The sequence below is a fragment of the Streptomyces sp. NPDC025721 genome (assembly GCF_055558595.1).
This window is the reverse complement of record NZ_JBVHMF010000015.1, coordinates 170674-184023: the sequence shown is the minus strand read 5'-3', so window position 1 is coordinate 184023 and position 13350 is coordinate 170674. Positions and strand designations below refer to the sequence as shown.

Genomic DNA, 13350 nt, shown 5'->3' with positions numbered 1-13350 from the left:
TGTCTGTTCACTGGGACGCCTTAGACTGATGGACCAGATCGGTAAAAGGGAATTCTTGGGAACCCCGGCGACAACGACGGTGGCGGTGGGCCGTTTCCGCGGCCCCCCCCCCACTGTCACGCTCGCCGTGCGGACGCCTGTCGTACGGCGCCGCGGGCGGTCCTCCTGAGCCGGGTCAGTGCCGCCCGGCGCGGTCCTCCTGAGCCGGGTCAGTGCCGCCCGGCGGGTTCCGTCAGCGCTGTCCGGCCGGCGCCGTCTCGCGGACGGACTCCTCGCCCTCTTCGGGCAGCTCGGGCAGGATGCCGGTCAACGCGCTCTCGTGCAGGTCCTTGTGGCGCAGCGTCAGCGCGGCGATCACCGCGGCGACGAAGGCGAACACGGCGCACAGGGTCATGGCGTCGTGGAAGCCGGTGGTGAACGCGTCGCGCCCGGCGGCCAGCACCTTGTCGGCCAGGCCGGGGCCCGCCGAGTGCGCGGCCTCGTCGATGCTGCCCGCGCTGATCCCGTTGGCGATCTTGTCGCTCTGGGCGCTGGTGAGCGTGGCCGCGGCGTCGGACGCCTTGAAGGCGCTGGTGACGTGGTTCTCGAAGAACGCGCCCGCGACCGCGATGCCCAGAGCCGTTCCCACCTGCTGGAACGTCTCGCTGATACCGGAGGCGACACCGGCCTTGGCCGGTTCCGCGACACCGATGGCGAGCGCCGCGCGGGTCGGGTTGAACAGGCCGAAGGCCAGGCCGATGACCACCAGGGCGGGGATGAGCGAGGTCCAACTGTCGCCCGCGCCGCTGAGGTGGATGAGCAACAAGCCGATGCCCAGGGCGAATTGGGAGGTGGCCATGATGACCCGGAACGGCACCTTGCCGGTGAGCCCGCCGGCCAGCGCGCCGAAGAAGAACATCGCCAGCGTCAGCGGCAGGAAGCGCAGGCCGGCGGACCAGGCGGAAGCGCCCTCGACGCTCTGCAAATACGTCGTGACCAGGAAGATCGGCGGCAGACCCGCGGCGTTGGCCAGGAAGGTCGTCGCGGACAGGCCGAGGAAGGTGCGGTTGCGGAAGAGCTGGGTGTCGAACATCGCCTGCTCGCCGCGGGAGCGCGCGACCGCGAGGAAGACCGCCAGGCACACCGCGGCCACCGCGTACAGCGCGATGTTGCTGCCGGAGAACCAGCCGTCGGTGTTGCCGCGGATGATGGCCAGCACCAGGGCGGCCAGCGAGAGCGTGAAGGAGACCATGCCGACGAAGTCGGGGGCGGCGGCGCTGGGCAGCCGCGATTCACGGACCTGGCGCATCGCGATCAGGACGGTGATCAGGCCGACCGGCACATTCAGATAGAAGATCCAGCGCCAGCCGGGGCCATTGGTCAGCGCGCCGCCGATCAGCGGTCCCGTGGCGACGGCGAGACCCACCGCGGCGCCGAACGCGCTGAACGCGGTGGCGCGTTCCTTGCCGCGGAACTCATGACCGAGCAGAGCGGGGCCCACGGCGAACATGATGGCCGCGCCGACACCCTGGACTCCGCGGCTGACATTCAATACCCCGATATCCCCGGCCAGTCCGCAGGCGAGCGAAGCCGCGGTGAAGATGATCAGGCCGATCAGGAAGAGCCGCTTGCGGCCGGTCCTGTCCGCCACCGATCCGGCGGTCACGAGGAAAGCCGCGAGTGTCAGCGCATACGCGTCGAACACCCACTGCATACCGCTGAAGCTGGCGTGCAGTGAATCATGAATGCCGGGCAGGGCGACCGAGACCACACTCAGGTCCAGCATCAGCATGAATGTGCCGACGGATACCACTGCCAGGGTCCACCACCTTAAAGCAGCGGGGGGGTGGGGCGTTTCGGTCATGCCGACTCCAGAGTGTGGAAAGTCGCCGTATCCGGCGAATCTGGCTGCTGACTATGGATGGTGACCATGCCGTGGTGGAAGCACCGCTGCCGAGGCGCCCCTCGTCGGCGGACAGGCCGATCCAGGGTGCTGGCCGATGATCGCGGTCGGTGCCGGTGCCGTCAATTGCCCCATGGGGCATGGTTGAGCATGTGTACAACGTATACCCTACACATGCTCGCGCGCACCCGCACGAAGATGTCCGTCGGGTGTCGGCATATGCGCGCGGGTTCGCAAAGACAGCGTCTTTTTTATCCGCAACTCCTTTTAGCGCGACTGTATATGCTGTATAGGCGGTAGTCGCCGGCGGACGGCGCGGTGATCCGCGTCCAGCGGCCCGCGCGGCTCACGCATCCGCCGGTCACCCGGAACCAGGGCGACCAGGCGACGCGGACGACGGTGCTCCCGGCCTTCGGCAGCCGGACCGTCACGTCGGCCTCACCCGCCCGCAGCACGCGCGCGGGCGCCGAGGCCAGCGGCACCGGGCGCTCCACCGCGAAGACCGTCCAGTACGGGTCCCGCCAGACCGGCCGCAGCCAGTCGGGGCGGGCGGCGGGCGCGAGCAGCGCGGCCTCCGCCGCGCCGGGACCGCCCATGTCGCCGTGGGGCAGCACGACATACGCCACCGCCCAGTCGTCGAGCCAGCGGCGGTAGGCGGCGGCCGGAAGCGTCCCGTCCGGCAGCGTCCCGCCGTAGAACAACCGGTCCCTCTTCACGTCGAGTTGGCGGTTCCAGCCGCGGGCGATCTGGGCGACGTCGGCGAAGAGCGTCGACTCGCGGTGATCGCGGGCCGGAACGACCTCGATACGGTGCCGCTCGGCGCGCAGTCCGCGCAGCGCGCGGGTCACCCCCTCGGTGTGCGAGGCCCAGTCGGGGACGGCGGTGGACATGCGCAGTTCCCTGCCGGTCTTGGCGGCCAGCGCGTAGCCGTTGTGACCGAGCGCGCCGGTCAGCACGACGACGAGGACCGCGCCGAGCACGGGGGCGCGGGCGGCCGTACGGGTCGGGCCCCGGTCCAGGCGCACGTACGAGCCGCCGCGCGGGCGTCGGGCCACGCGTTCCATCAGCGCGGCGGCCAGCAGCGGCAGTCCGGCGATCCCGGCCAGCCGCTCGACGTTGGTGCCGACGGGCGAGGCCACGCAGGCGGTGAGCGCCGTGCCGAGCGCGTACGCGACCGCGCCCGCCCGGACCGTGCGCCAGGACCGCGGCGCGGCCAGGGCCAGCGCCAGGGAGGTCACCAGCGGGCAGACCGCCGCGTCGGCGCTCATCAACTGCTCGCCCTGGAAGGGGAAGAGCACGTACACCGCGCCCAGCACCAGCACCGGCGGCGCCGCCAGGGCGAGCGCGGCGGCGCGGCGGCCCGCCGCCAGCAGGCCCGCGCCCGCGACCCACAAGAAGAGGGCGGCGACCGGGCTGGACATCGCCGTGAGCGCCGCGAGGACCGCGGCGCCCGCCCAGCGGTCCGGCGCCCGTCGCACCCGGCACAGCGCCAGCAGCCCGAAGGCCGCGCCGACCGCGAAGGTCGTACGCCCCGAGGCCACGTCGCACCACTGGCACACGGCGCCCAGCAGCGCCGGGACCATCGGCCGCCGCACGCCGGACCGGACGAAGAGCACGGCCATCGCCCACGTCGCCGCCAGACCGGCCGCGACCGAGACGGCCCGGACCCCGGCGTACGCCATCAGCGGCGGGGTGAGCACGCTGTAGTCCATCGTGTGCATGCCGCCGTACCAGGCGAGGTTGTACGGCGTGCCCGGATGCCGCCCCGCGAAACCGGCCCACGCGACCTGGGCCGCGAGGTCGCCGCCGCCCGTGGCCAGCAGCCACGCCCAGAGCGCGTACAGCGGCGCCGCGCAGGCGACCGCCACCGCCGGGACCGGCCAGCGCCTGCGCCGTGGGGCCGGCCGTACCTGTCCTGTCCGCTGCGTGGGCCGCGGCAGCACCGCGGGCTGAACGACCGACACGTCACTCATAGCGGACGCCTTCCCCGGAAGCGGCGGGGACAGCGGGTCGGCCGGGAAAGGCCATACTCAGTATGCATACTGAGTATGTATACCGAGTATGGCCGGGTGGGCGCCACCGCCTCCCCGGCGGGGCATGGCAGCATCGGGGACGGCCGGACCGGACAAGGAAGCGAGAGGCGCACAGCATGCCGTTGCAGATCACCGCCACCGACGCGGAGCACCCGTCGGCGCTGCTCGACCTGGAGTGGAACCTGCCGCTGGAGGAGTGGCCGGACACCTCACTGGTCGCGCTGCCGCGCGGCATCTCCCGGCACGTCGTGCGCTTCGCGCGGGCCGGGGACGAGGTCGTGGCGATCAAGGAGGTCAGCGAGTGGGCGGCCGTGCGCGAGTACGGGCTGCTGCGCGACCTCGACCGGCTCGCGATACCGGCCGTGGACCCGATCGCGGTGGTGACCGGCCGGGCCGCCGCCGACGGCACCCCGCTGGAGCCCGCGCTCATCACCCGGCACCTGAACGGCTCGCTGCCGTACCGCTCGATGTTCGAGACGACGATGCGCCCCGACACCGTCAACCGCCTGCTGGACGCGCTCGCCGTCCTCCTCGTACGGCTCCACCTGGTCGGTTTCGCCTGGGGCGACTGCTCGCTGTCCAACACGCTCTTCCGCCGTGACGCGGGCGCGTACGCCGCCTACCTGGTGGACGCCGAGACGGGGCAGATCCAGCCCGAACTCACGCGCGGGCAGCGGGAGTACGACATCGAGCTGGCCCGGGTGAACATCGCGGGCGAGCTGATGGACCTCGAAGCGGGCGGCTCCCTGCACCCCTCGGTCGACCCGGTCCCGTTCGGCGAGGCGATCGTCCGCCGCTACGCCGACCTGTGGCACGAGCTGACCCGCGAGTCCGTCTACCCGGCCAGCAAGCGGCACTACATCGACCGCAGAATCCGCCGCCTGAACGACCTCGGCTTCGACGTCGCCGAGATGCAGATCGAGCGCTCACCCGGGGGCGACACCGTGACCTTCCTGCCCAAGGTCGTCGACGCGGGCCACCACCAGCGCCAACTCCTGCGCCTGACCGGCCTCGACACCGAGGAGAACCAGGCCCGCAGCCTCCTCAACGACCTGGAGTCCTGGATGGCCACCCAGGACGACCACGCCCCCGCCGACGGCCTGCCCGCCGCCCGCCCCGAAGTCCTCGCCCACCGCTGGCTGCGCGACGTCTTCCGCCCCGCCGTCCGCTCCGTCCCCCAGGACCTGCGCGCCCGCGTCGACCCGGCGCAGATCTACCACGAACTCCTCGAACACCGCTGGTACCTCTCCGAGCGCGCCCAGCGCGACGTGGGCCTCGACGCCACGGTCGAGAGCTACACCACCGAAGTCCTCCCCCACCTCCCCGACCCGGCGGCGGTCCTGGCGCCCGTCGAGGCGGCGGAAGCCGAGGAACCGGCCGAGCCGGTGTCGCCCGCAGCGGGCGACTGACCGTCAGGCGCGGTCGAAGGAGTCGGTGGGGTCGCGGAGGGCGACCGTGGCGTGGCTCTCCTGGAAGCTCTGTTCGGAGACGACGGTGAGGCGGGCGGTGGCCTGGAAGTCGCGGACGGTCAGGGCGCCGCAGGAGACCATGGTGGCCTTCATTTTGGCGACGGTGACGGCGAGACCTTCGCTGAGGTCGCCCGCGTAGGGGACGTAACCGTCCACGCCCTCTTCGAAGACCAGGCCCTGGCCGCCCTGTTCGTAGCGCTGCCAGTTGCGGGCGCGGCTGGAGCCCTCGCCCCAGTACTCCTTGACGAAGCCGTCGCGGGTGGGGAGCTTGGCGCCGGGCGCCTGGTCGAAGCGGGCGAAGTAGCGGCCCATCATGACGAAGTCGGCGCCCATCGCGAGGGCCAGGGACATGTGGTAGTCGTGCACCAGGCCGCCGTCGGAGCAGATCGGCACGTACTGGCCGGTCCGCTCGGCGAAGGCGTCGCGGGCCGCGGCGACGTCGAGGACGGCGCTGGCCTGGCCGCGGCCGATGCCCTTCTGGTCGCGGGTGATGCAGATGGAACCGCCGCCGACGCCGACCTTGACGAAGTCGGCGCCCGCCTCGGCGAGGAAGCGGAAGCCCTCGCCGTCCACGACGTTGCCGCCGCCGACCGGGATCCGCGGGAAGTGCTCCTTCGACCACGCGATCGCCTGGGCCTGCCAGTCGCTGAAGCCGTCGGAGGAGTCGAAGCAGAGCACGTCGGCCCCGGCCTCGGCCAGTCGCGGGACGCGCTCGCGGTAGTCGTGCGTGTTGACGCCCGCGCCGACCCGCAACCTCTTGTCCTGATCGACCAGTTGGTGGGGGAAGCGCTTGTTGTCCGAGTAGTCGGAGCGGAAGACCAGGTAGCGCAGGAAACCCTCGGCGTCGACCACCGGCAGGCAGTCCAGACGCTCGTCCCACAGCCGGGAGTTGGCCTGCGACAAGGTGATGTCGTCGGTCGCGCAGGCGAGGACGTCGACCGGGACCATCCGGCTGGAGACCGGCTCGTCGGACCGGTGGCGCTGCGGGTGGAAGTCGCGGGAGGTCACCAGGCCCAGCAGCCGCCCGGTGCCGGTGCCGTCGTGGGTGACGGCGGCCGTGCTGTGACCGGTGGTCCGCATCAGCTCCCGCAGCCGGCCCAGCGGGTCCTGCGGCCGTACGTTGGTGTCGCTGACCACGAATCCGGCCTTGAAGTTCTTCACCGCGCGGACGTCCGCGACCTGGTCGGCCACCGGCCGGTTGTGGTGCAGGAAGCTCAGGCCGCCGTCGCGCGCGAGCGCGATGGCCAGCTCAGGAGAGCTCACCGACTGCATGATCGCGGACGTGAACGGGGTCCGCAGCTCGATCGGCGACGGCTCGTCCCGCGCGTGCCGGACCAGGGGTGTCCGCAGGTCCACCGCCTCCGGCGAACAGTCCGTCCGCGTCCGGTTGGGCAGCAGCAGGAACTCGTTGAAGGTGCGCGAGACCCCTTCGATGATCTGAGCCATGCACCCGGACTCTACAGGCGCCGCCCGTCCGCCGCGCGGCGCCCTGCCGCAGGTCAGTCGCCTTCCGCGGGTCCCGGCGGCGGATGTCAGAGCGCCGGCGCCTCCGCCCGCTCCCGGCGGCGGATGTCAGAGCGCCGCCAGCTCCGGCAGCAGGTCCACCGCGAGCGACACGTCGGGGGTCAGCGCCCGGTCCTCGGTGGCCGTCGGCAGCGCGGAGTCCAGGACGGCGAAGACCGGCGCGTGCGTACCGGCGCCCGCCGACAGCGCGGGAAGCGCCGGGTGCAGGCGCAACGCCCGTACGGCGGCGACGAGTTCGCAGGCGAGCACGAGCCGGTAGGCGTCCACGGCGCGCAGCGCCTGCCGGGTGGCCTGGGAGGCGAAGCTCGCGGCCTCCTCGACGCCGCGCGAGAGCACCGCGTGCCCGGCCGAGGCCGGTACGGCGCTGGCGCGTATCTCCGCGAGGGCGGAATTGGCGCTGTACTCCAGGATCATCATGCCCGAGCTGGCCGCCGAGCCCCCGGCGAGGTAGGAGCGCAGGCCGGTGATCTCGGGGTCGCCGAAGGCGGTCAGCCGCGCGGCGGACAGCTGCGCGGTCTGGAGTACGGCGAGACAGAGGTGGTCGAGCGCGAGCCCGACGGGCGTGGCCATGAAACCGCCGTGGTGGTACGCGACCGGCCCGCCGTCCGGTCCCTCCTCGCCGATCAGCGGGTTCTCCGAAGGGCAGTTGACCTCGACGTCCAGAATCCGGCGCAGTGCCCAGGCCGCCTCCAGCGCCGGGCCGTGCACCTGCGGGAAGGCCCGGAAGCCGTACGGGTCCTGGATGCGGCGGCCGGTGGCGCGCGGCCGGTCGGGGACGCCGAGCAGTCTGCGGACCTCGGCCCCGGCGTGCAGCGCGCCCGGATAGGGGCGGATGGCGAGGGCGGGCGCCGCGTACGCCTCGAGCGAGCCGGAGACGGCGGCCAGCGAGAGGGCCGTCACGGCGTGCGAGGCGCGCAGCAGGATGTCCAGGTCGTGGCAGACCAGCGCGGCCTGCCCGAGGGTGAAGGCGCTGCTGCTCATCAGCGCGAGCGCGTCGCCCTGCTGGAGGGTGACGCGGCCGGGGAAGGGCGCGGGCACCGCGGCCGGGTCGAGCGCGGCGGCCGGGTCCAACCCACCGGCGGAAGGCGGCACTTCACCGTCGGGCGACGGACCGGACGACGGCGAAGGCGACTGCGAAGGTGCCCGCGAGGGCGACGGCGTGGACTGCGGCGAGAACGACGGCGACGACGAGGACTGCGGCGAGGACTGCGGCGACGGCGACGGCCACGGCCCCTCGCGGAAGGCGTCCGCGGGATCCGGCAGCCGCCCCAAGTCCTCGTGCAGCCACGGCCGTTCGCCGATCAGCGCGAGACCGGTCTCGGCGAGCGCCGTCAGATCGCCGGTGCCGACGGCCCCGTACTCACTGACCGCCGGGTGCACACCGAGCCGCAGCGCCTCCACCAGGGCCTGCACGACGGCCGGTTGGAGCGCGGAGCCGCCCGCCAGCGCCTGGTTGGCGCGGACGGCGAGCGCGGCACGCACCTGGCGGGCCGGGAGCAGCGCCCCGACCCCGCCCGCGTGGCTGCGCAGCAGCCGCAGGTCCTGTCCCGCCTGGTCCTCGTCGCTGACCGGCACGAGCCGGTTCGCGCCGACGCCGGTGTGCCGCCCGTACATCCGGCCCGCGGCGGCGGCCTGCCGCGCGGCCCGCCAGGAGCGGTCCGCGCGGGCCAGCGCCTCGGGCGGCACGGTGGGTACGGCCGTCCGGTCCGCGATCCGCGTCACGGCGTCGGCGTCCAGGCCGGCGCCGTCGAGCACCACGAAGGCCCCCTCCTCGGCGGAGGGTGCAGCCGTGCGGTGCGTCGGCGTCTCGGAATCAGAGGCTGTACCCACTGCGCTGTATCGGTCCCGCTGCCGCGGTCAGCCGAGGCCGACGGAGGTCAGCCAGGTCTTGGCGACCTCCAGCGGGTCCTTGTTGTCGCTCTGCACCTGGGTGTCCAGGCTGAGCAGGGCCGCCGTGTCGAGCTTCGCCGACACCGCGTTGAGCGCGGCGACGCCCTCCTTGGACAGACCGCTCTTGTAGACCAGCGGGATCACGTTCTCGAAGCCGAAGAGGTTCTCCGGGTCCTGGAGGACGACGAACTTCTCCTTCTCGATGGTCGGGTCCGTGGTGAAGACGTCGGCGGCCTGCACATTGTTGTTCTTGAGCGCCGCCGCGGTCAGCGGACCGCCCGCGTCGAGCGCCTTGAACGACTTCGGCGTGAGGTTGTAGACCGACTTCAGGCCGACCAGGCCCTGCTGCCGGGTCTGGAACTCGGGCGAGGCGCCGATGGTGATCTCGGAGCCGTACTTCGCCAGGTCCGCGATGGTGGACTTCTCGGTCAGCTTGTACTTCGCCGCGGTGGCCGCGTTGACCGTCAGGGAGTCCTTGTCCTCGGCCGGTGCCATGTCGAGCAGCGTCAGCTTCGGGTCGAGCTTGGCGAGTGCCGCCTCGTTGGTGGCCTGGGCCGTCTTGGGCGTGGCCTTGGCGTCCAGGTATGCCAGAAGTGCGCCGTTGAACTCCGGCAGTACGGTCAGCGAACCGTTCTTCAGCAGGCCGTAGGTGGTCTCCCGGCTGCCGATGTTCGGCTTGTAGCTGACCTTGATCCCCTTGGCCTTCAGGGCCTCGCCGTAGATGTCGGCGATGAGGATGCTCTCGGGGAAGTTGTTGGAGCCGACGACCACGGTGTCGCCGCTCGCCTTCGACCCGGCCAGCGGGTCCTTGGCCTTGTCGGAGCCGGAGTCACCACAACCCGCGAGCAGGGGCGCCGCGACGGCGGCGACGACGGCGACCGCCGCGAGGCGGCGTATGTGGCTCGGGCTGGACCAGGTGCTCTTCACGTGAGAGGTCACGATTTCCGCTTCCGGGCTCGGGGAGTTTCGGTCTCTGATCGGGCGTACTCGTGGCGTAGGCGCACCCACACACGCGGACGTACGTCGAGTACGCACACACGTGCGGTTGCGAGTGCTACCCAGCGATCCAATCCAGCCGCTTCCGCGTCAGTCAAGAGCAGCCTGATCACCGATCGGCATCGATGTCTGAACACCGGTGGATTGGTCGGTGATTCCCGTTCCGTACGGTCGTGTCCGTAACAAATTATTGATGGTGTGGTCAGGTAGTCGTGGTCAAGAGGAGGTAGTCTCCCCGACGTTGGTCAGGTGCTCGGACAACCGCGGGAAGTATCCGGTCACTTCATTCCGGTTACGTACAGAAGCGTTCATTTTGCGCCACTGTCGTCGTGTCCGGTTGTCGGCGAGCCGGTAAGCGGTTCCGGAGGAGGCTTGGTGTCCGTGCACGAGGTGGACGGGTCGGCACGTCCTGACCCGGAGCCACACGTCAGGGGCGGGGTACGGAACTTCGCCGACCGCTGGCCGTTCCGGCGCAAGCTCAACGTCCTCGTCGGCGTTCCGCTTGTCGTGGTCGCGATGCTGCTCGCCTACGTGATCACCGGCCTCGTCGGCCAGGCCCAGGACGCGGCCTCGGCCGCGCAGCTCGTCCGCGACAGCCGCCAGGTCGCCGAACTCGTCGACCTGGTCGAGACCGAGCACCAGCAGGCTCTGCTGCTGTCCGTGCGCTACGAATCGGCCACCTCGGGCAAGCGCCCGTCGCTGGTCGCCTACCGGCAGGCGCGCACGGCCGTGGACGCACAGGTGGAGAACGTACGCGCCACCTTCGGATCGCGGCTGCCCGCCGCGGAGGCCCAGGTCCTCAAGGAGATCAACGGCCTCGGCAGCCTGCGGAGCACCATCGAGCAGAGCTATCTGCCCGCGGACAACATCGACCCGGCGTACACCGCGACCGTGGACGGCCTGATCGACGGCCTCGGCCTCGATCTGAACAAGAACCTCAGCTCGACGCGCACCGGCAGCATGCTGGACTCGCTGCTGCGCGCGGAGGCCGCGCACGCCTCCTTCGAGACCAGCGTCTTCTCCGCGCAGACCGGTGACACCAACGCGCTGATCGAGTTCAACAACGCGGTCGGCTACCAGCAGCTCTACGTCTCCCAGGCCAGCCGCTTCGGGCGGTTCGCCAGCGACGCGCAGCGCACGGAGCTGGCCGGGATCGAGATGAACCCGGTCTGGAACGGCATCGCGCTCCAGTACGCGGGCCTCCAGATCGACCCGAGCGCGCTGGAGGCCAGCGGCCCCGCGCAGGTGCGGGCGGCCTTCACCAAGGCCCTCAAGTCCTACCCGGACTACCAGAAGCAGGCGCAGACCCGGCTGAAGATCACCGGATCGCTGATCGACCAGATCGCGCACCGCGCCGACCGGGCGTCCGACGACGCCTGGTGGCGGGCCGCGTGGCTGCTCGGCGGCGCGCTGTTGGCGTTCGTGCTGTGGCTGGCCTTCTCCGTGGCCGTACGCCGCTCGGTGATCCGGCCGGTGCAGGTGCTGACCGGGGCCGCGACGGAGGTCGCCGAGGTGGCCGGGCAGGAACTGGCCCGGGTCGCCGACGACGACGCGGACTTCGCCGGGGCGCCGCGCCTCCAGGAGGTGCCGGTCACCGCGCACGACGAGATCGGCGACCTGGCCGAGGCGTTCAACCGCGTGCAGTCCACCGCGGCGGCGCTGCTGGAACGCCAGGTGCTCAGCCGCCGCAACGTGGCCGAGATGTTCGGCAACGTCGGCCGCCGCGTCAGTAACCTGACGGCCCGTCAACTCACCCTGATCGACGCCCTGGAGCGCGGCGAGACCGACCCCGCGCTGCTCGACCGGCTGTACCGGATCGACCACCTGGCCGTACGCCTCCAGCGCAACGCCGACAGCCTGATGCTGCTCGCCGGTATCCGCGAGGCGGGCCTGGACGCCAGCCCCACCGCGCTGACCAACGTCGTACGCGCCGCGCTCGGCCAGATCGAGGGCTACCAGCGGGTCTCGCTGCTCGCGGACACCGACGTCACGGTCGCGCCGGACATCATCGCCGACCTGACGCTGATGCTGGCCGAACTCCTGGAGAACGCCGTGGCGTTCTCCCCGGCCCGCAGCCCCGTCGAGGTGTCGGTGCGCGACGGCGCCGAGGGCGCGCTGATCGAGATCACCGACCACGGCCTGGGCATGAGCGCGGAGCGGCTGGCGGAGGAGAACGCCCGGCTGATCCGCCGCGAGCGCCTCGACCTGGTGCCGACGAAGGTGCTCGGCCTGTTCGTGGTCGGCAGCCTGGCCCGGCGCTGGGGCGTACGGGTCACGCTGACGCGGACGCCCGGCGGCGGTGTCACCAGCCGGGTGACGATCCCGGCGACGCTGCTGCTGCTCATGAGCCCGTTCGCGGAGCCCGTCGCCGAGGGGGCGGCTCCGGCCGCCAAGGCCGTCGGCGGCGCGCGGGAGGCCGTCGCGACTCCCCGCCACGTCGAGGCCGAGGAGACGGTCGCGCTGCCCGAACGCCGTACCGCGCCGTCGTGGGCCGGTACGCCCGCGGCAGGCTCCCCCACGACACCCACGACACCCGCGGGCCCCGCCCCGGTGCCCGCGCCGCGCGCGCCGGAACCGGCGGCAGGACGCGACGACGGACGCGACGGATCAGGATCAGCCGGACCGGGCGAACCCGGCGGCCCCGGCGGACCGGGCGACGGCCGCGACGGCCTGACCCCGCTCCCCCGCCGCGTCCCGCAGCGCCAGGCGGCCGAGGAGACCCCGGCCGCCCCGGCGCCCGCGGCGGGCGGACCCACCGCCCCCCACTCCGAGCAGGACCGGCCCCCGAGCGACGGCGAGGACGGCGGCGCCCGTCCGCTGCGCCGCCGGGTGCGCGGTGCCACGCTCGCCACCACACTGACCGACGCGGGACGCGCGGCCGCGCGCCGGGCCCCCCGTCAGACAGACGCAGAAGAAGTCCGCTCGGAACTCGACGAGTTCGAGGCCGCAGTGGAGCGGGCCAACCGTGACGTCGCGAGCGGCACGGCACCCGGTACGACGAACAGCCAAGCAGGGCTTCCGGAAGGAGCGGACCAGTGACATCGCCGACAGGTGGGACCCCGGCCGGACAGGACCCGCCCGCCGATCTGCGCGCCGCCGCAGCCGACTTCACCTGGCTGCTGAACCGTTTCGCCACCGAGACCGCGGGCGTGGTCGACGCCATCGCCGTATCCTCCGACGGCCTGCTCATCGCCGTCTCGCAACTGCGCGACGCGGCCGACTCCGAGCGGCTGGCGGCCATCGTCTCCGGCATCACGAGCCTGGCGGCGGGCGCCGCGGGCAACTACGGTCTCGGCGGCCTCAACAAGGTGATCATCGATCTGGAGGACGGCCATGTGCTGGTCTCCGCGATCGGCAGCGGCGCGGTGCTCGGCGTCGTCACCTCCAAGGAAGCCAAGCTCGGCAACATCGCCTACGAGATGACGGTCTTCGCCAACCGCGCGGGCGCCGCCCTCAGCCCGCAGCTCGTCCTCGAACTCAAGAACAGCGTCGCCGTTCCGTCCCCGCGCGGCCGGTCCTGGGACTAGCAAGAAGCGAGGAGAGCAGAAGGAGGAGG

8 protein-coding genes are annotated in these 13350 nt (G+C 72.1%); 3 read left to right on the top strand and 5 right to left on the bottom strand.

Annotated elements, in window-relative coordinates:
- Window positions 1–232: 232 nt before the first annotated feature.
- Together ACZ4EF_RS22005 and ACZ4EF_RS22000 are read right to left on the bottom strand one after the other, a co-directional pair.
- On the bottom strand, window positions 233–1765 hold the full coding sequence (locus tag ACZ4EF_RS22005; protein WP_391044479.1) for a DHA2 family efflux MFS transporter permease subunit: 1533 nt from the start codon (window positions 1763–1765) through the stop codon (window positions 233–235).
- Window positions 1766–2133: 368 nt separating this feature from the next.
- Window positions 2134–3855: a hypothetical protein gene (locus tag ACZ4EF_RS22000; RefSeq protein WP_467506141.1), complete on the bottom strand. Its 1722-nt coding sequence runs from the start codon at window positions 3853–3855 to the stop codon at window positions 2134–2136.
- A gap of 176 nt (window positions 3856–4031) precedes the next feature.
- Between ACZ4EF_RS22000 and ACZ4EF_RS21995 the strand changes: the two genes are divergently transcribed.
- A complete protein-coding gene (locus ACZ4EF_RS21995; protein ID WP_467506139.1) occupies window positions 4032–5324 on the top strand; it encodes a DUF4032 domain-containing protein in 1293 nt (430 codons plus the stop codon).
- 3 nt (window positions 5325–5327) lie between these two features.
- Here the strand turns inward: ACZ4EF_RS21995 and ACZ4EF_RS21990 are convergent, their stop codons facing one another.
- From ACZ4EF_RS21990 to ACZ4EF_RS21980, 3 genes are all read right to left on the bottom strand, one after another.
- Window positions 5328–6830 carry an IMP dehydrogenase gene (locus ACZ4EF_RS21990; protein ID WP_355344335.1) on the bottom strand — a complete coding sequence of 501 codons (1503 nt, stop codon included), beginning with the start codon at window positions 6828–6830 and terminating at the stop codon, window positions 5328–5330.
- A gap of 126 nt (window positions 6831–6956) precedes the next feature.
- A complete protein-coding gene (locus ACZ4EF_RS21985) occupies window positions 6957–8666 on the bottom strand; it encodes an aromatic amino acid ammonia-lyase (protein WP_467506136.1) in 1710 nt (569 codons plus the stop codon).
- A gap of 99 nt (window positions 8667–8765) precedes the next feature.
- On the bottom strand, window positions 8766–9737 hold the full coding sequence (locus ACZ4EF_RS21980) for an ABC transporter substrate-binding protein (RefSeq protein ID WP_391044472.1): 972 nt from the start codon (window positions 9735–9737) through the stop codon (window positions 8766–8768).
- Window positions 9738–10169: 432 nt separating this feature from the next.
- Here ACZ4EF_RS21980 and ACZ4EF_RS21975 point away from each other — a divergent pair, with 432 nt between their 5' ends.
- Together ACZ4EF_RS21975 and ACZ4EF_RS21970 are read left to right on the top strand one after the other, a co-directional pair.
- Entirely contained in the window at window positions 10170–12833 is a 2664-nt protein-coding gene (locus tag ACZ4EF_RS21975) for a sensor histidine kinase (protein ID WP_467506134.1), read from the top strand.
- On the top strand, window positions 12830–13321 hold the full coding sequence (locus ACZ4EF_RS21970) for a roadblock/LC7 domain-containing protein (protein ID WP_355344344.1): 492 nt from the start codon (window positions 12830–12832) through the stop codon (window positions 13319–13321). The genes ACZ4EF_RS21975 and ACZ4EF_RS21970 overlap by 4 nt, the downstream gene beginning before the upstream one ends.
- The last annotated feature ends 29 nt before the right edge of the window (window positions 13322–13350 follow it).

Coding starts and splice junctions, on each gene's coding strand:
- ACZ4EF_RS21990 (WP_355344335.1), bottom strand. CDS start 6,830: ATGGCTCAGATCATCGAAGGGGTCTCGCGCACCTTCAACGAGTTCCTG.
- ACZ4EF_RS22000 (WP_467506141.1), bottom strand. CDS start 3,855: ATGAGTGACGTGTCGGTCGTTCAGCCCGCGGTGCTGCCGCGGCCCACG.
- ACZ4EF_RS22005 (WP_391044479.1), bottom strand. CDS start 1,765: ATGCTGGACCTGAGTGTGGTCTCGGTCGCCCTGCCCGGCATTCATGAT.
- ACZ4EF_RS21995 (WP_467506139.1), top strand. CDS start 4,032: ATGCCGTTGCAGATCACCGCCACCGACGCGGAGCACCCGTCGGCGCTG.